Source organism: Paenibacillus sp. UMB7766-LJ446 (genome assembly GCF_030226665.1).
Classification (GTDB): Bacteria; Bacillota; Bacilli; order Paenibacillales; family Paenibacillaceae; genus Paenibacillus; species Paenibacillus vandeheii.
Genome location: NZ_JASOYM010000001.1, coordinates 1 through 18,377, shown reverse-complemented (window position 1 = coordinate 18,377; position 18,377 = coordinate 1). Strand labels below are relative to the sequence as shown.

General features: G+C 46.7%; 15 protein-coding genes. 13 read left to right on the top strand and 2 right to left on the bottom strand.

Annotated elements, in window-relative coordinates:
• Positions 1-8: 8 nt before the first annotated feature.
• On the bottom strand, positions 9-3,716 hold the full coding sequence (locus tag QP794_RS00075) for a non-ribosomal peptide synthetase family protein (RefSeq protein WP_285074384.1): 3,708 nt from the start codon (positions 3,714-3,716) through the stop codon (positions 9-11).
• Between the two features lie 45 nt (positions 3,717-3,761).
• Positions 3,762-5,504: a methyl-accepting chemotaxis protein gene (locus QP794_RS00070; RefSeq protein ID WP_285074383.1), complete on the bottom strand. Its 1,743-nt coding sequence runs from the start codon at positions 5,502-5,504 to the stop codon at positions 3,762-3,764.
• A gap of 674 nt (positions 5,505-6,178) precedes the next feature.
• On the opposite strand from QP794_RS00070, the gene rpiA reads away from it, so the two are divergent.
• The 13 genes from rpiA to QP794_RS00005 all read left to right on the top strand — a co-directional run bounded on the left by rpiA (position 6,179) and on the right by QP794_RS00005 (position 18,319).
• Positions 6,179-6,850: a ribose-5-phosphate isomerase RpiA gene (gene rpiA / locus QP794_RS00065; RefSeq protein WP_285074381.1), complete on the top strand. Its 672-nt coding sequence runs from the start codon at positions 6,179-6,181 to the stop codon at positions 6,848-6,850.
• 69 nt (positions 6,851-6,919) lie between these two features.
• Positions 6,920-7,465: a GNAT family N-acetyltransferase gene (locus QP794_RS00060; protein ID WP_285074380.1), complete on the top strand. Its 546-nt coding sequence runs from the start codon at positions 6,920-6,922 to the stop codon at positions 7,463-7,465.
• A 23-nt stretch (positions 7,466-7,488) separates the two neighbouring features.
• Positions 7,489-7,947: a MarR family winged helix-turn-helix transcriptional regulator gene (locus QP794_RS00055; RefSeq protein WP_024630132.1), complete on the top strand. Its 459-nt coding sequence runs from the start codon at positions 7,489-7,491 to the stop codon at positions 7,945-7,947.
• Between the two features lie 260 nt (positions 7,948-8,207).
• Complete coding sequence (locus QP794_RS00050; protein ID WP_285074379.1) at positions 8,208-8,720, top strand: response regulator; 513 nt, start codon at positions 8,208-8,210, stop codon at positions 8,718-8,720.
• Between the two features lie 56 nt (positions 8,721-8,776).
• Positions 8,777-9,739 (top strand): alpha/beta hydrolase, encoded by a 963-nt coding sequence (locus tag QP794_RS00045; RefSeq protein ID WP_285074378.1) that lies wholly within the window; start codon positions 8,777-8,779, stop codon positions 9,737-9,739.
• Positions 9,740-9,786: 47 nt separating this feature from the next.
• Positions 9,787-10,137 (top strand): hypothetical protein, encoded by a 351-nt coding sequence (locus QP794_RS00040; protein ID WP_285074377.1) that lies wholly within the window; start codon positions 9,787-9,789, stop codon positions 10,135-10,137.
• 17 nt (positions 10,138-10,154) lie between these two features.
• Positions 10,155-10,868, top strand: a complete 714-nt coding sequence (locus QP794_RS00035; RefSeq protein WP_285074376.1) for a class I SAM-dependent methyltransferase — start codon at positions 10,155-10,157, stop codon at positions 10,866-10,868.
• A 120-nt stretch (positions 10,869-10,988) separates the two neighbouring features.
• Entirely contained in the window at positions 10,989-11,975 is a 987-nt protein-coding gene (locus QP794_RS00030) for an N-acetylglucosamine kinase (protein ID WP_285074375.1), read from the top strand.
• Positions 11,976-12,038: 63 nt separating this feature from the next.
• Positions 12,039-12,476: a GNAT family N-acetyltransferase gene (locus QP794_RS00025; protein WP_285074374.1), complete on the top strand. Its 438-nt coding sequence runs from the start codon at positions 12,039-12,041 to the stop codon at positions 12,474-12,476.
• 209 nt (positions 12,477-12,685) lie between these two features.
• A complete protein-coding gene (locus QP794_RS00020) occupies positions 12,686-13,144 on the top strand; it encodes a MarR family winged helix-turn-helix transcriptional regulator (RefSeq protein WP_285074373.1) in 459 nt (152 codons plus the stop codon).
• Positions 13,141-16,308, top strand: a complete 3,168-nt coding sequence (locus QP794_RS00015; protein WP_285074372.1) for an MMPL family transporter — start codon at positions 13,141-13,143, stop codon at positions 16,306-16,308. Before QP794_RS00020 ends, QP794_RS00015 begins: the two co-directional genes overlap by 4 nt.
• 173 nt (positions 16,309-16,481) lie before the next feature.
• Positions 16,482-17,129, top strand: a complete 648-nt coding sequence (locus tag QP794_RS00010; RefSeq protein WP_285074371.1) for a GDSL-type esterase/lipase family protein — start codon at positions 16,482-16,484, stop codon at positions 17,127-17,129.
• Between the two features lie 248 nt (positions 17,130-17,377).
• Positions 17,378-18,319, top strand: coding sequence for a phosphotransferase enzyme family protein (locus QP794_RS00005; protein WP_285074370.1), 942 nt, complete (start codon positions 17,378-17,380; stop codon positions 18,317-18,319).
• The last annotated feature ends 58 nt before the right edge of the window (positions 18,320-18,377 follow it).

Below are 18,377 nucleotides of genomic sequence, written 5' to 3'. Positions count from 1 at the left end.
TATTGAATTTACTCCTTTGTTGAAGAAGTGCCATAATGCGGTCGTACGGCCTTAGGAAAATAACCAATCTCAATGGCATGCTCTAGCATGTTTGAGATGAAACGATCATCCGTTTTGGCACAAGTAATTCCGGCTGGTTCTACATAGGCGGTTGTTACAGGAGAAGCATACACGTATGCAGAATCCTTGGCACCGTCTCCTTCAAGCTGTGCGATTGCCAGTTGAAGCGCCTCAGGGTCCTTGCTAACACTGCCATCGAATAACCAGTTGGTATACTCTGCAAAGGGCAGAGTCTCCACGTTATAGCCGGCCCGATTCACAGAACGAATCAGATCATCGTAGCTGATCGGCTCCGGATTACAGATATGGAATACACGTCCTGCTGTGTCTTGGCGCAATGCCAGATGAACAATTGCCTGACTTGCATAGTCAATCGGCGTAAAATCAACCATCCAGTCGGCTGCTGGAGCCTTGCCCAGCAATAACATCGCTTTAATCATACGATAAAAGGCATTGCTATCGATGTTGGACTGGAAGCGTCCCGTTTCAGAATGACAGGTCAGATTACCAGCACGATAGATGCTCACAGGCACACCCTCTTCGGCAGCAATCATAAGCACTTTCTCGGCTTCAAGCTTGCTGTCCGAATACAGGTTGTCCACGTGCAAATCCGCAGGGAAGCGGTCATATTGCAATGAGGTCTCCCACTGTCCACTGAGTGCAAGATCTTCCGGAATCCCCATCGTGGATACATGGTGGAAGGAAGCACCCGGCTTGCTGCGAATAAGATGAAGCAGTGCGATGGTTCCATCCACGTTGGTTTTGGCGAATTGTGCTGCATCACCGAAATGTCGTACATCAGCGGCACAGTGTATCACACGGTCAATTCGTTCTTGCACATAAGTCGTCTGCTCGGCAGAAAGACCAAGATTCGGTTGCTCCAGATCACCTTCGATAATCTCGACACGGGATGCGAGGAGAGGCAGTAATTCTGGCCCGAAGTAACCCTTCATGACGTTGCTCAGTCGATCCATCGCAGAGCTTCCATCTGCAGGGCGGCGAACAAGAGTATAGATGCGTGTATTCGAAGTTAGAATCAACTGCTGCAGTACATGGGAACCAAGATATCCGGTAGCCCCGGTCAAGAGTACATGCTCGGGATTCAGAATATCGGGGTAACCAATCTGGGATCTCAGCTCTACAGGATGTTCTGACAATTGGGTGATTACGCCCTCACGCACTGAGGAATGGGCAGTAACTTCTGTTATTTGAGCCAGCGTCTCCACATGCTGTGCCAAAGCACGAATCGTCTTTTTGGCAAAAAAGTCAGCAATTTTCAGCTGCGGATAATGCGGCTTCAGAATGACCAGCACATGGATGACCCGAAGGGAATCGCCGCCAATGGCGAAGAAGCTGTCCTCCACACCAAAGTCATCGTGCTGAAGAATTTCTTTCCATGCTTCCATAATAATAGCTTCAGCTTCCGTCTCCGGCAGTACCCGATCAGGACGATCTTCATGACGCTCGACGTGAGGCAGAGAAACCATCGCTTTGCGATTGATTTTTCCTGTCGGTGCGATCGGCATTTCGTCGAGCTGACATATCCATTTCGGTACAAAATAGGAAGGGAGCTTAACGGTTAGCTCGGCTTTGATGTCCGCAACGGAAAGTGTACTGCCATCTTTGGATGTAAAGTATCCCACGAGCATGTTTTGACCATCCGATTCCTTCTTGGGAATCACGGCGACATCCTGGACCTGCTCCAGACGGGCAAAATGATCCTCGATCTCTCCGATTTCAATCCGGTGACCCCGAATCTTTAATTGCGAGTCGCTGCGTCCGACATATTCCAGTAATCCGGTATTGAGCAGTTTGGCTATATCGCCTGACTTATAGATTTTCTCATCGATGGCAAAAGGATTATCAATGAATGCCTGAGCTGTGCGCTCTGGCTGGTTCAGATACCCTTGAGCCAGGGCAGGTGTCGCTATAAATACCTCGCCAGGGACGCCTACCGGGCAGAGTTGCTGTTCTTCGTTGACGATATACACTTTATAGTTATGAATCGGTCTTCCGATTGGAATATTAACGACACCTTCCGGAACTTGCTCACTAATACGGTGGGTCGTTGTAGCTACTGTACATTCCGTGGGTCCATATACATTAACAATATCAATCTGGTTGCCAAATTTGCGTTGGAAGGCACGAACCTGCTCACCATAGAGAGCTTCTCCGGCCACGGTAATGATTTTGACTTTAGCCAGCTTGTGGAAGCCTTCATCTGAAAGGAAGGAAGCCAGCTGGTTGAAAAAGATGGTTGGCAGTATCGTAATAATCGTTGTGCCTGTGCGCTCGATTGCACTCGCAAACTCTTCAACGGATACACGTTCCTCCGCCGATAACAGGTATAATTCTGCTCCGTAGAACAAGGCGCCAATCGTATCCCACACTGATGCGTCGAAGCTGTATGTAGCAAACTGGGTTAATACGTCACCTGGTTTAATATCGCAATCCCGCTGCACAACACTACCGAGATTGGCAACACCCCGATGGGCAATAAGTGCACCTTTGGGCTTGCCGGTAGATCCTGAAGTATAAATGATATACGCCAGATCATCTGGTTGAATATCCAGATTGGGGTTGCTTGCTGCAAATCCGGCAAGGCGTCCGTCCACGGCAAGGATTTGGCGAACAGTAGTAATACCTGAGAATAACCGTGAAGCTTCAAGTAAAGAGGACTCTTTGGTCAGGACAAATGATGAAGCTGTATCTTCGACAATATAACTGTTGCGTTCTTGTGGATGCTCAGGGTCAACAGGAACGTATACTCCGCCAGCTTTGAGAATACCGAGCAAAGAAATAATCGTTTCCAGGCTCCGCTCCATAAAGATGCTGACAAATTCTCCTTTTTGCAATCCGTTGGATAACAGCACACGGGCAACCTGATTCGCACGTTCGTTCAGTTCTCTATACGTGTACCGGCTGGTTGGAGAGGTAATTGCCGGTGATTCAGGATACTGGGCTGCTGTCGCTTCGAACCAGCCATGAATCGTCTGATGCTCCGGTTCGAGCACGGTGGTGTCATTCATTTCTCTATATAACAACCGGTCTGAAGCGGACAAAATGTCCACTGTACCGATTGCTTTGTCTTGATTTCGCAGCATGGCGCGAAGCAGGGTCTGATAATACTCCGCATATCTTGTGACTGTGGATTCATTCAGAAGTGAACTGTCGTAGAACAGATCCAGCATGAGCATATCCTGATCATCACGAATATTCCAATTTAACAATTGAGGAGCTTGAGGCAACTGGACACGATTAAACATGAACAGGGTTTCCGGGTTTCCTCCAGTTTGGAGCGTATGATGGTGCTGAAGTTGATCTGAAATCTGACGTACAAGCTCACTGAAGGTTAACTTGCCATGAATCTGCAATAACACATGGGAAGCTGCCTGGTCTGGAGCTAACGTGCCAATGGCAAGTTCCTGTTCCCCTGACAAACGGAATAATAATGCTGCATACGCAGTCAGTAAAACTGGATACACGTTTTCTGAGTTGAACTTCTGTTGGAGTTCCCGCCCCAGAGACTTTTCTAGTGGTATATGAGCAGACTCATAAGAGAAGATTTGTTGACGGCGCCCATAATCCAGTGGAATCTGAAGAACCGGCAGGCCAGATTCCATTGTGTGGGAAGACGATGATTGATTTTTGACCACTTCAGTTTATCCTCCTTGGTTCAAACCGTTCAATTTTGGATTGAATTATATTTTGCTTACATTAAAATGAGAAATCAGTTCTTGCAGTTCCTCAGACATCGTGTTCAAACGGGTAGAAGAATCAACAAGTGTAATCAGAGAAGCTTTTTGTTCATCAACGGATGAAGAGATGCGTTCACTGTTATCAGCTGTCTTACTCACGCTGGCAGACAAATCATCCGCAGTTGCTGTCATTTCTTCTGTACCTGCAGAGATTTCTTCAGTAGCGCTGGATACTTCCTGAATCTGATTCGATACTTTTTTGGCTGCTTCCAGAATTTCCTCGAACAATTGACCGGTTTGATCAGCTACACTGAGGCCGGTATCCACTTCGGAAGTACCTTGTTCCATCGCACGAACGGCTTGTCTGATTTCAGCTTGAATCTCCTGGATCAGTACAGCAACCTGGCTCGTGGATTGTTCGGATTGCTCAGCAAGCTTGCGTACTTCACCCGCTACAACTGCGAATCCTCTGCCTTCCTCACCAACACGTGCTGCTTCGATGGATGCATTCAGCGCAAGCAGGTTCGTTTGGCTGGATATACCTGAGATAATATTCAGAATATCGCCAATTTCCTGAGAGCGGCTCTCCAGAACCTGAATGGCAGAAGCGGTATTTTTAACAGATTCCGTAATCAGATTCATCTGTTCGGATACCTGACGAACAACACTGTTTCCTAGTTGTGAACGGCGTTCCATCTCATAGGCTTCGTCAGCTACGCTGGCTGAACTGCTGGCAATAGTCTGAATAACAATAGCCATCTCGGACATCGCACGTGCACTATCTCGTGTTGCCTGTTCCTGTGCACGAATATTGGATGTAATCTGAGTAACGTTGCTATTGATAGAATCAGCATTCTCGCTGTTTCTCTCAGAGACTTCATACAATTCCTTCGCAGACTCATTGACTTCTTGTGAAGTAATTTGCACTTTAACGATAGTATCGTTAATCTTGCGAACCATGGTATTGAACTTTTCATTCACAATTCCCAGATCGTCTTTACCAGTTGGAATCTTGACATTCAAATTACCCCGACTTACGTCATCAATCCCTTTGATCAGGTGACGAATAGGGGAAAGCGTGTTTTTGACAACAAGATATTGGATAATCAGGAACAGCAGCAGGAAAGCTACCAGAATGATAATTCCGTTTTTAAGTAATTTGTTCAGCCCAGCCGGTACCGCTGATGCGTCTGCATCAACTGCAAAGTAAGAATAAATCTTGCCGTTACTATCCTTGATCGGATAAGCGATGGTTGTCCAAGTTCCGAAATCATCGGAATAAAATGTGGTGAATGTTGGACGATCAGTATTCAACATTTCTTTGAGTGCATTTGCCACAACGACAGGCTGTTCATACATATCGCCAATCTTTACATTTTCACTCTGGAAGGCTTCCTTTAGATTGGTTGGCATGGCGACAAGGGAAGTTAACCGATTGTTATCTCCACCGAGCTCAACGCCAAAGATGTAGGCTTGGGCAATGTTGGGATAATATTGCTGCATTTCATCGAAATAGGCGCGCAATTTGGTTTGTGTTTTTCCATCATAACTGCCTTCTGTGATAGCAGACTGTACTTCAGTGGAATCAATACCTTCTGCCCATTTTTTGGTGATTTGTTCTACTTGACCATGTAACTGATCTACAAGAATCGTTTTTTGAAAATAGTAGCTGCTGGCAATAAGCGCCACACCGATAATGATAATGTTCGTAAATGATAGTAACAGATTTTTCGAGAAAAATGACATACTTTTCCAACTTAATGATTTCACTAAAGTCCACTCCTGATCTTCTTTTGAATTAAAAACATATATTTTGGTTGCTTTCATGACGCCAATTACATCATTTCTTAATCCCCTCCAAAGGCATAATGTGCGACCATGGTCTTGGGTTTGTAGTCGCTATGTAGAGATATTTTTACCTGGATACCTATAGGTGTCTAATTATTAAAACACATCTATACTTAATATGTCGTATAAAATGTCGTCAGATTGAATAGTTTTGTTAAAACTTTTTTAATATTTTACGTATTTATGGACATATGAAAGTAAGATGTAGGTATTTAGAACTGTTTATTTAAAATAATTCCCATTTTTTAGTTTCATTCTGTATTCTATAACATGGTGGGTTAAAAAACATCCTTAAACTTTGAAGAAAATAAGGCAAATGACAGAGAAATGTTCCTATCGTCTGCCTTTCCAATCGTGCACCAAGGGGGAGAATGTAAAGGAAATGATGTTTGGATTTGGCATTTAATCTAACCAAGAACATACATAAGCATGATCAATGATGCATGTGAAGCAGAGAAACAGGCCAAGTTTCCCAGTGGAATACCTCATTGCACAGATATACATCGGAAGCGGTTTTATCTATAATAACTACAGTATGCATTTCTTAAATCATGAGCAGCGGGGGTTTATAGATGAATCTTAAACAGATAGCAGCTGAGCGCGCGGCAGAATATGTTCAAGATGGAATGAAGGTTGGGTTGGGTACAGGTTCAACGGCGTATTACGCTATTTGTCGAATTGGTGAGCGGGTACGCGAAGGGTTAAACATTCAGGCGGTAGCTACCTCGGAAGCATCGGACAAGCTCGCCAAGGAGTGGGGGATTCCGATCGTTCCATTCGATCAGATTGGACGTCTGGATCTGACCATTGACGGTGCAGATGAAGTTGACCCTGAGTTTAACCTGATCAAGGGTGGCGGAGGTGCGCTTTTACGTGAGAAAATTGTAGCTGCAAACAGCGACAGGCTGATTATTGTGGCCGACGGCAGCAAAGCAGTACCAAAGCTGGGGAAATTTCCATTGCCAGTTGAGGTGGTTCCTTTTGCGTCAGAGTGGACTTTCGAGGCGCTTGAGAAACTTGGGTGTAACCCGGAATGGCGTATGGATGGGGATCAACGGTATCTTACGGATAATGGAAACCTCATTGCGGATTGCCGCATGGAAGCCATAGAACAAGCTGCGGAGCTTAACGTTCAGTTAAATATGCTGCCCGGTGTTGTCGATAATGGACTGTTTATTAATATGGCGGACACCGTCATTCTTGCGAAGAGTGATGGCAGCATCGATGAACGTCATCGTTCCTGAACTGAAAGCGAGGTCATTGTATAGATGAGGGAGAACCCGTTAGTCGATGGAGAAATTTCTCTTCGATGTGTGGAAAAAGAGGATCTGACTGAACTCTATGAATTAATCTACAGTGAAGATGTCCCGGAATGGAAAAAATGGGATGCGCCATATTTTGCGCTTGAACACGAGAGCTACGAAGACTTCGAACGGAACATGCTGAGAACACTTGAAGCGACCAAGCACAATTCTGACCCGGACTCCATTCGAATTGTTGAGTTGAATGGCCGAATTGTCGGCACAATCAGCTATTATTGGGAGCATCGTCCATCCTTGTGGCTGGAAATGGGAATCTTGCTATATCGTTCCGCCCAATGGGGGCATGGGATCGGCACGCGAGTACTTCAGATGTGGTCCGGTTACTTATTCGAGCAATTGCCACTGGTCCGGGTTGGATTAACAACATGGTCAGGCAATGAGCGAATGATGCGTTCAGCTTCGAAGGCGGGGCTTCAGGTGGAAGGACGTATGCGCAAATGCCGCATCGTGGATGGCCAGCATTATGATTCAATTCGTATGGGAATGCTGCGCGAAGAGTGGGAGCAGATACGGTCCCAGACGCAGGTCGAAATGTAAACAACTGATGGAGGATTATAGAAATGCCGAACAACGAGGACAATCGGGAACTGTCTTTACAATTATTTGTGGTTCTCGCTCGCGCATACAATTCCGTTACATCCAGGTCCAATCGGGATATCCAGAGTCATGGACTGAATACGACAGAATTTGGCGTGCTTGATTTGTTATACCATAAAGGGCCGCAGGCGTTGCAAAAGATCGGTGAAAAAGTATTAATGTCCAGCGGTAATATCACGTATGTTGTGGACAAGCTTCAGAACAAAAATCTGCTGATTCGTCGAGCATCCAAGGAAGATCGGCGTGTTATATATGCTGAATTGACGGAGGAAGGAAGACATCTGTTTACACAAATCTTTCCTCAGCACCACCAGGTGATCATTGATGCAGTGGATGGACTGGAACCCTCGGAAAAGGCGGATGCAATTCGTTTGTTAAAAAAGCTTGGACTCGCTGCAGAGGGGAAAACTGACTTGCGTTAATTACGCAGGTCAGTTTTTTTATATCTGAAGAACAGAAGTCACTCGTTAGATCACTTACAGGACAATTTCAAATTATAGAAAATTAGTTGAGATTAATGATGGGCTGAACACATGCCCATTCATCGATCATGTATAATGATAGATGGGTTGTATTTGAGCGGGAACGGTCCAGGCATTTGAAGCTGGTGAAAAAGGTAGGATGAATGAAGCCTTCCTATACGCAGTATGGCATAATTCGCGATTAGGAGAGTGATCATGTGATGTCTAATGAACATGGCGAAATGAAATCATTGCGCAGAACGGTCGAACCGATATCCAATCAGATGAATCGCAATAAGGAAAGTCAGGAGCAGGTGCATACATTCTTACCGATATCGCTCTTGCTCGCTGACGATAACGCCATTAATCGGCAGGTTGTGCTGATGCAGCTCAAAAAGCTGGGCATAACCCGGGTGGATACCGTCTCCAATGGGGAAGAGGCTATCACGGCTTTTCTCAGCAAAGATTATAGTTTGATCCTGATGGATAATATGATGCCTCTAATGGACGGACTGGAGGCGACACGCAAAATCAGGGCCATAGAAGAGAATGTGTCGCGGCACTCCATACCAATTATTGCGATGACAGGAAATGTTATGGATGGAGAGAAAGAGAAATGTGTTGAAGCCGGGATGAATGATTTTATCGGCAAACCCTTCACGCTTGAAGCTCTAAGCAACGTGATCCAGAAGTGGCAACAAGCATCCGTGTCTGGAAAGGTTGCCAAACGATAGATAGTATATACATATATGTTTCACGTGGAAGTTCGTCTGAAAGAGAGGGAATGTTCATGTTATTATACGGTCTTGCTGTTCTGGTGCTAATCGTTCTTGCTCTATTATGGTTTGGTGGGCTTTACTTCTTCAAAACTGCCATTCGTCGTGCTCCAAAATCATTTCTGGTTGATAATCCGAATCTGATGCCCGAGCCGGATAATGAAATTATCAGCAGTGCGTCTGACGTGGCGTGGCTTAATTCGCAGCCAACCGAAGATATAGATATGGAATCCCATGATGGATTAAAGCTGCACGGGACATGGCTTCCTTCTCGAAGCGGATCGCAACATCGAACGGTTATTCTGGCGCATGGTTATTCGGGAAAAGGCAGGGAAATGGCGGGTTTTGCTCGCTTTTATGCGGAAAAACATGGCTATAACGTGCTGATGCCGGATGATCGGGGTCATGGCCAAAGCGAAGGTAACATCATCGGATTTGGCTGGCTGGACCGCAAGGATTATGTTCAGTGGGTCCATTGGGTTCTCGACAAGGTCGGCTTAGAAACGGAGATCATCTTGCACGGAATTTCAATGGGAGGCGCTACCGTACTGATGACAGGGGGTGAAGCTCTTCCCAAGCAGGTGAAGGCCATCGTGTCGGATTGTGCGTATACCTCAGTGAAGGAGGAGCTGACCTTCCAGCTCAAGCAGCTATACAAGCTGCCCGCATTTCCGTTTATTCCTGTAACCAGTCTCATCTCCAGGTGGAAAGCGGGCTATTTCTTTGGGGAAGCGTCCGCATTAAATCAACTCGCCAAAGTTCAAGTCCCGGTTCTTTTCATTCATGGTGAGGCGGATACGTTCGTGCCAACGGAAATGGTTTATAGATTGTATGAAGCTTGTCCGACAGAAAAGGAACTGCTAACTGTTCCTCGTGCGGGTCATGGGACAGCATTCCAGGTGGATCGTACCCGATATGAGGAGGTACTTGAATCCTTTTTGACAAAGAGCCTGTCACATTCATCTGATTCCATTTAAGCATCCAGGGTATTAAGTAGAAGATGTACTTAAAGGGGAGGTGTGAGATGCCACGTACACCTAGAGTTTGTTCGTATTGTCATGAAGAAATGGCAGAGGATGAGTTCAAATGCAAATCCTGCGGCAATCTCGTTGTGACCAAAACAGCTGTGCCTGACCAACCATACATGACGGAATATGAAGAATCCGTGTTGGATCAATATTCAATGGTGCTGCTTGTACTGATGACATTATTTCTTCCTCCGGTAGCCATGGTCATTGGCGGTGTGATGTTATTTAATGACAGTATGTATAAGCGGGACACAGGTAAACTGCTCGTCACCGGGGCATTTGTAGTCATAGTCATACTAACCATTATTCTGTTCGCAGGTTCGGGGACATTGACGATTAACTTCTAAGCCATGGAGGTGCTCTTATGGAAAATAAACAGTTTGAGGCTGCAAGGAAAGCAGAGGCAGGTTACCATTCCAACTTCTATCAGAATAATGAATTATTTGCGTCCGGTACCTGGATGTCAAGGCCTATGCCAATGGTTATGGACATGCTGGAGCGTCTGCTTGCCCATAAGACGGAGCTGCGTGTTCTGGATTTGGGATGCGGTGTAGGCAGACATACGATACCGATTGCACAGCGTCTCGGGCAAACGAACAGTGAAGTTATCGGTGTGGATTTGCTGGATGAGGCTGTAGATGGACTTCGCAAATATGCGAAAGAATATCAGGTTGATCATATTGTACAAGTAGAGAAAGCGGATGTTGAGCATTACGCTATTGAGCCGGATCATTTTGATTATATTGCTGCTTGCTCTTGTCTGGAACATGTTTCTAATAAACAAGCTTTGATTGAAGCTATAGAACGATTACAAGTGGGAACACGCAGAGGCGGCATACATTGTATTACGATGAGTACAAGTGTGGAGGAAATGGAAATCAACACCGGCCGAACAATTGAGCCGTTGATTGAATTGAATCTACCTACAGCTGAGGCTGTCGCATTACTGGAAAATGCTTATGCTGACTGGAATATTCTGCTCCAGGAACATGTAACACAGACGATCGAAGAGGAAAAATATGATGAACCGACACAGTTCCGTTGTGAACTGCTTCGTTTCGCTGCACAGAAGCAATAACAGCTCTGCCGGGATCGAGTAGTTTGGCCCCGGCAGACGTATGACTCGATAGCAATAGGAACATCGCGAGAAGCATCATGGGACATGGGAAATCATCACACCAGAACATGGGGGATAAGAATGAGTACATATGTGATTGGGATGGATGGCGGGGGAAGCCATACACGTGTAGCATTGGCCGATGAGCACGGAAGGGTTCTGTCATACGTGCAAAAGGGTGGTTGCAACCGTTATCATGATGCCAATGCAGAGCAGCATGTATTGGACGGCATCGCTGAAGCCATTGCCGGAGCCGGGGTAGAAGCAGGACAGATTGCTTCCATTCAGGCGGGGATGGCAGGGCTGGATCGGCCTGAAGATACGCTCTGGGCTGAAGCATTGCTCGCCCAAACCGGTATCCTTGGCATAATCAGCGCGGTAAATGACACGCAAATTGCACATACAGCAGCCTTTGGTGGTGAGCCGGGCATTGTAGCTATTGGAGGCACGGGCTCTCTGATCCTGGGTAAAACGGAACAGGGGACCTGGCTTCGCAATGATCAGTTTGGCCACTATGCGCCAACAGCAGCACGTTTTTTGGCTTATGACGCGGTGCATTCGATCCTTGCTGGTCGTTATGGGCGCCAGGATCAGCCCTTGATTGAGCAGATATTAGCCTATTGGAATGTAAATTCGATTCCCGAGCTTGCTGAACTGGGCGTATCAGGTTTTGCTGAAAACAGACAGGCCCTCAATCGGATATTTGGTCAAATGGCTCCCTTGGTGACTAAAGCCGCTGCCGACCATATTCCCCTTGCGTTCAGAGTATGTGACTCAGCAGCGGATACGGCTGTTGTAGGTATTCTCATACTTGCATCGTGTTTTAAAGATCAGCAGGTATCGATGACGCTTACAGGAAGTTGTCTGTGTACACCTTATATGGTGGAAGCCGTCCGTAAGGGGCTGGATGCAGCCTATCAACCGGGAGGACAACAAATTCAGTACATTACCAGCAATGGGCCGGCAGTTGGAGGTGCGCTGCTGGATGCATATCATTTGGCAGGAATCCTAGTACCGGAAGGCATGACGAATGTCATTCAATCGGAGCTGGAACGGTACATGACTTGAACTTTTACAGGCTAACGACTACAATACGATAACGGAAACAAGCAAGTTATAGGAGGAATCAGGGTGTTAATTCATTTGAAATCACGCATACAGGAGCCGGAAGTGCAGGAACTGCTGTCTTACTCGGTCTTTCCGGATCCGGATCATCTGAATCGTGCGTTACAACATTATGTTAACAAGGACGAGCTGCATTTGGACGGTTATGAAGACGAAGGCCAGCTGATAGGCCTGATTGGATATGAGAAAACAGGAGCTAGTGAGGTCACCATTCATCATATCGCAGTCCTGCCAGAGAACCGTTTTAAAAATTATGGTCGCGGCATGATTTCACAGGTGCTGGCCAAATATAATCCTGACAGATTGATCGCGGAGACCGACGTGGAAGCTGTAGAGTTTTATCGCAATACAGGATTCGTAGTGTATAGCCTGGGTGAATTATATCCAGGTGTGGAACGATTCCGGTGTGTATTGGAGAAGGACGAGGGGCAAGACGAAGACTAGTATCGGTCTACTACTGTGTAACATAAAGAGAGCATATCATAACAGGATGTTGGATTTGGCGATGCAGCCGAGTCAGACGTCCTGTTTTTTGTCGTTCACTTAAAAAATAGGAAAAACGTATTGCTTTGCAATATAGTTTCATTATAGAATAGTTTCATTGAAGAATAGTTCGATGGATGAACTATATTTGGGAGGAAGGAGAATCAAGGATGAACACACCGGATGCCAAAAGTTTGGTTAACCGCTATTTGGATGCTTCTTTCCTGGTAACCAAACGGTTTGATACCCAGATACGTGAACGGCTGGGCCAAACCATTACCACAGATCAGTTCTGTGCACTTCGTATGATTAAAGAGAAACCGCTTTGTACGCCCTCCGATCTGGCAGAGCTTCTGTGTGTGGGAAAAAGCAGTATCACCGCACTGGTCAACAAGCTGGTGGATCGGGATCTGGTCCATCGGGCGGGAGATGAGCGCGACCGCAGAGTTGTGTATTTAACCCTGACGGATAACGGACGGGAAGTATACAAGGAAACGGAACGGGAAATACAGCAGCTTTTGGAGCCGTATCTGGTTCATTTTAAACCGGAAGAGGTCCAAAATTTCATTGAATCTTTTGAGAAGCTTGCCGCTTTGCTAACGCATGAAGGAGGACAGGAGAACGAATGAGAACGATTTTGAAAGCGCGATGGTGGTTGATGGGGCTATGGGTCGTTGTAGCTGCCGTATTGATGTTCACCGCCCCTAACATGAGTGAATTGATTCGGGAAAAGGGACAGTTCTCGGTTCCTGAAGGGCACTCCTCCACCCAGGCAGCGGCGATTCTGGAAGAAGCCGCGGCACAAAAAGGAGAGCAGCAGGGCAGCCAGCTGGCTCTTGTATTTTATAATCCGAATGGTTTGGGTGCCGATGGTAAAGAAGAGGCAGAACAGGCTGTTAAGAAACTGGAGGCCGAAAAAGAGAAACTGGGCATTCTGTCCATACTGGAGCCATTCTCTCAGCCTGAATTATCAGACAAAATGATTTCTGCCGATGGCAAGACGATCTTAACATCGCTTTCCATTGATCAGGGAGATCGTACAGTCAAGGAAATGCGCGAAGACCTCAATGAAGCATTGTCATCGGTCAATGTGGAGCATTACATAACCGGTAAAGGCTTAATTGATGAGGATACGGTGGAGAGTTCCCAAGAGGGGCTCAAGAAGTCGGAATACATTACGGTTGTATTTATTTTGCTCATTTTGTTCCTCGTATTCCGCTCATTCGTAGCTCCATTTGTTCCGCTGCTTACGGTGGGGATCAGCTACATTGTTTCACAGCAGATTGTCGCGTTCCTTGTGGACGGACTAGACTTCCCGATTTCGACGTTTACACAGATCTTTATGGTGGCGGTCATGTTCGGGATTGGTACGGACTATTGCATCCTGTTGATTAGCCGGTTCAAGGAAGAATTGGCTCATCATGAAAATACGTGGGATGCCATTATCGCTACCTATCGCACAGCAGGCAAAACGGTATTCTTCTCCGCACTCGCCGTGCTGGTTGGATTCATTGCCATTGGTTTTGCACAGTTTATGCTGTATCGTTCTGCGGTAGCGGTCGCTGTCGGTATTGCCGTGATGATGCTGGCATTAGTCACGATTGTTCCATTTTTTATGGCGGTGCTGGGCAAAAGGTTGTTCTGGCCTTCCAAGGGTTCACTGGAGCATGCCGAGAGCCGGATTTATGGTGCAGCCGGTCGTTTCTCCCTGAAACGTCCATGGGCAGCCCTGCTCATCGTTGCAGCGGTATGTGTGCCATTACTGGCGACTTACGACGGCAAACTGTCGTTTAACAGTCTCGATGAAATTGGTGACAAATATGATTCGGTCAAAGCATTCAATATCATTTCGGACAGCTTCGGTCCGGGTGAATCCTTGCCGGGTCAGGTCGTCATCCAGAATGATGAAGCAATGGACAACGCCAAATATATGGCGCTCGCCGAGAAGATCAGCCGGGAAGTGGAGAAGGTGCCAGGTATCTCTGGTGTCCGCAGCATGACACGTCCAACCGGTGATGAGATCAAAGATTTTGAAGTAACACAACAAGTGGGGACATTATCTGATGGACTGGGTGAAGGAAAGACGGGTCTGGATAAAATCCGTGATGGTCTGAGTGAGGCCAGCAGTCAGTTAAGCAAAAATGAACCACAGCTTAAAGAAGCTGCTGATGGAGCAGGAGAACTGTCGAAGGGTACTTCCCAGTTGCAATCGGGTATTACACAGTTATCTGAAGGACTTCAGCAGATTGAAAAAGGAATCCGTGACGGCTCCTCAGGTGCCGGGGAACTGAAAGCCGGACTTCAGAAAGCCAAAACGAGTGCTGATCAACTTGCACAAGCGAACAATCAATTGCTTCAAGCCTATCGTCAGGCAGGAGCAGGTGTCGCTGCCCTGGGTGATGGCGTAGGTGAACTGCAACAACAGCTCACAGGTGTATCTACAGCGTTGACCAGCTTGAATGAATCGTTCACAGCACTTGAGGAGCGCTATCCTGATTTGCTGCAAGACGCCGATTATCAGCGTATCAAAGGAACCCTTGGAGAGACGGGTACCGGAACGGCACAGCTCGCTCAAGGATTGGGTCAAATTCAATCCAAGCTGGGCGAAGCCGCGGCTGGAATCAATCAGGCTAACGAAGGCTTTGCCTCCGCAGCTTCCGGACAGAAGGCACTTGCCGATGGTCTGGGTCAGATTGTGACGGGAATCAGTCAGTTGCAATCCGGTCTCAAACAGGCCGCTGACGGTCAAGGTAAAGTCATAAGTGAAATTCCTTCCATCCAGAACGGACTTGGTCAGCTTCAGGGTGGTCAGGAGAAAATTCAGCAAGGCTTCTCGGATCTGAGTGGTCAACTGACGCAACTGACGGATGGTCTTAATCAGAGTGTAGATGGAATCGAACAGGTTTCAGGTGGACTCGATTCAGCGCAGGACTACCTGACACAATTGCAAAATTCTCCTGATTCCGATCTGGCAGGCTGGTATGTTCCTGAAGAAGCACTGAACAGTAAAGACTTCACGCAGGTATTCGATACGTATCTGTCCAAGGATCGGAAAACGATGACGATTGACGTTATTTTTGCCGAAAATCCATATGGGACAGAAGCGATTGATCGGGTTCCGGATATCGAAGCTGCTGTACATCGTGCTGTACAGGGAAGTGCACTTGAAAAAGCGGATATCGCCATTGGCGGGGTAACCAGTACGTTTGCAGATCTGCAGGAAGTCTCCAACAACGACTATACACGCACGGTCATGTTGATGCTTGCAGGAACGTTTATCATTCTGGTCCTGCTGCTCCGTTCGGTCATTATGCCGCTGTATCTCATCATCTCGTTGTTGCTGGCATATTTCACTTCCATGGCCCTGACGGAAGCCATTTTTGTGAATATACTTGGATTCTCGGGCATCAGCTGGGTTACACCGTTCTTCGGCTTTGTCATGCTGATTGCACTCGGGGTGGATTACAGCATCTTCCTGATGGATCGTTTCAATGAGAATAAAGGAATGAAAGTACAGGATGCCATGCTGTATGCCATGAAAAACATGGGTACAGTCATTCTGTCTGCAGCCGTTATTCTGAGCGGTACCTTTGCCGCCATGTATCCATCGGGAGTACTTTCAATGATGCAGATTGCGACGGTTGTACTCAGCGGTCTAATCTTGTATTCTCTTCTATTCCTGCCATTCTTCGTTCCTGTAATGGTGAAAATGTTTGGCCGTGCCAACTGGTGGCCATTCCCGAACAAGGAACAGGCAGATTCCGTTGAATCGGATCGTAATATAGGCATGTAATCAAATGATTAAAGAACAGCTCCGCTGGCATTGCCGGCGGGGCTTTCTGTATTGTTTTATGCAAGAAAACCGTGAAACGACAAATAAATGTGTATGCCTACGGACACCATCCCGCGCCTTGTCTGCATTCCTCTCATACGATATATAGGAATTGTATATGGAGTAGTTATAACATGGCAGAGAGGGGCGGCGGGATGGTATATCGATATGTGGCTATAGGAGATTCATTAACGGTAGGTACAGGAGCGCTGCTGGGCACCGGCTTTGTTCCTTTATATCGGAGAATGGCAGAAACGAATGTACGTACGTTTGTATCGATGGATAACCTTGGAGTGAATGGACTTACGTCAGGGGAAATGCTGCAGATGATATCCAACAATCCAAGAGTACGGCAATCGCTGCGTGAAGCAGATATTATTACATTATCGATTGGTGGAAACGATCTGATTCGTACGTTCAAAGCGAGTGGCGGGATCCCGAACGCAAGTAAAATGACACAGGTGCTTGGCGAAACGCGTAGCAACGTGTCCCAGATTATGAGGCACATCCGGCAGTTGAAAGGCAACAGTTTATATTTGGTTCGTACGATTGGGTTGTACAACCCGTATCCGCAAGCAGCCGAAGCATCATATTGGGTGCGGCAATATAATTCCTTTCTGAATGGTGTGGGATCGGGGAACTATGCCTGTGCCCAGATCTATGACCGGTTTGAAGGGCGTGAACGTGAACTGTTATTTTGGGACAGGGTTCATCCAAATGCAAAAGGCTATCGCGTAATTGCAGAACAGCTAAATCGTACAGGATACTATCCTTTTGCCTGATCAGCAGGGTTTAAAGTGGGGTTAAAGTTTAGAATGACGATTACCTCGAAGAGCTGACTAGACCGAAAGAAATACTTCCGTTAAGATGAGGACATATAGAGGTTGTATTACGTGAGATAAAGGAGTTATTTTTGGTGCACATCATCGATTCAGATTCCCTAAACGATTCAGAACAGCAGCTGATATCTACAGTTTTATCCTCATATGGATTCACGTCCCATTGGAACGCTCAGCGCGGAAGGGGAGGAATGAACAACTCTACCTTCATGGTAGAGATAGACCAAGAATGTTACGTGCTTAGGCAGTATGAAACGCATAACGATCAAGAGAAAATTGCTTTTGAACACGAGGTGTTGTCTGCATTATTGCGTTCAGATTTGGAGTTTGATGTGCCTGCACCCGTTAGCCTTCCTGATGATAAAGATACGACATTTCTTACCGTACAGGATCGTCTAACAGGCCATACCAAAATCGTAACCTTGTTCCATTATCGTGAAGGCCACAATCCGGTCTGGATTACACCCGATCAACTGATCGGACTGGGCCGGGCGGCGGGAATGTTATCTTCTGTTATGGCGAGTCTTCCCATATCTCTGGCTCCCGTTTACCCGCCCTATTATCAAATTCAGGAGGCTTACCCGCTCTGTTCACCGGAGAAACTGTTACAACTATGCACTTCACCCCCGGATACGCTCATGGCATGTGCGGATGACCTGCAGAAGCTGAGGATGGTGTTGCCAGACTTGTTCGATACGCTGCGAGGTATGGAGGTTTTGCCGCATCAACTGGTACATGGGGATTTGAATGCATCCAATGTATTGGCAGACTCTCAGGAAGGCATATGTGCCATATTGGATTTTGAATTTGCCACATGGGATCTGCGGGTGATGGAGCTTGCTGTTCCCATGTCTGACCTTCTGACGATGGACAAGGATGAAGCATGGATTTGGGCGGCTTTGGAGGGATTAATCCAGGGATTCAGACAACAGGTCAGCCTGGAACCAAAGGAGCTGAGTGTAATTCCAGAGCTTGTTTTGCTTCGAAGTCTGGATGTGGTCATGCACTTTATCAGTCGGTTGTTCGAAGGTACAGATGAGCCTGAAGTGGCTGTGCAGCAAATCAGAACGCTGAGAGAACGGGTAGACTGGATGAAAGGTAATGAGGAGCGGCTGCGTGGGCTGCTGATATAGCGATAACCATAGGAAGAATTTCGATGTGCAAAAAAGTGCACCGGTTCCTGCCTTGAGG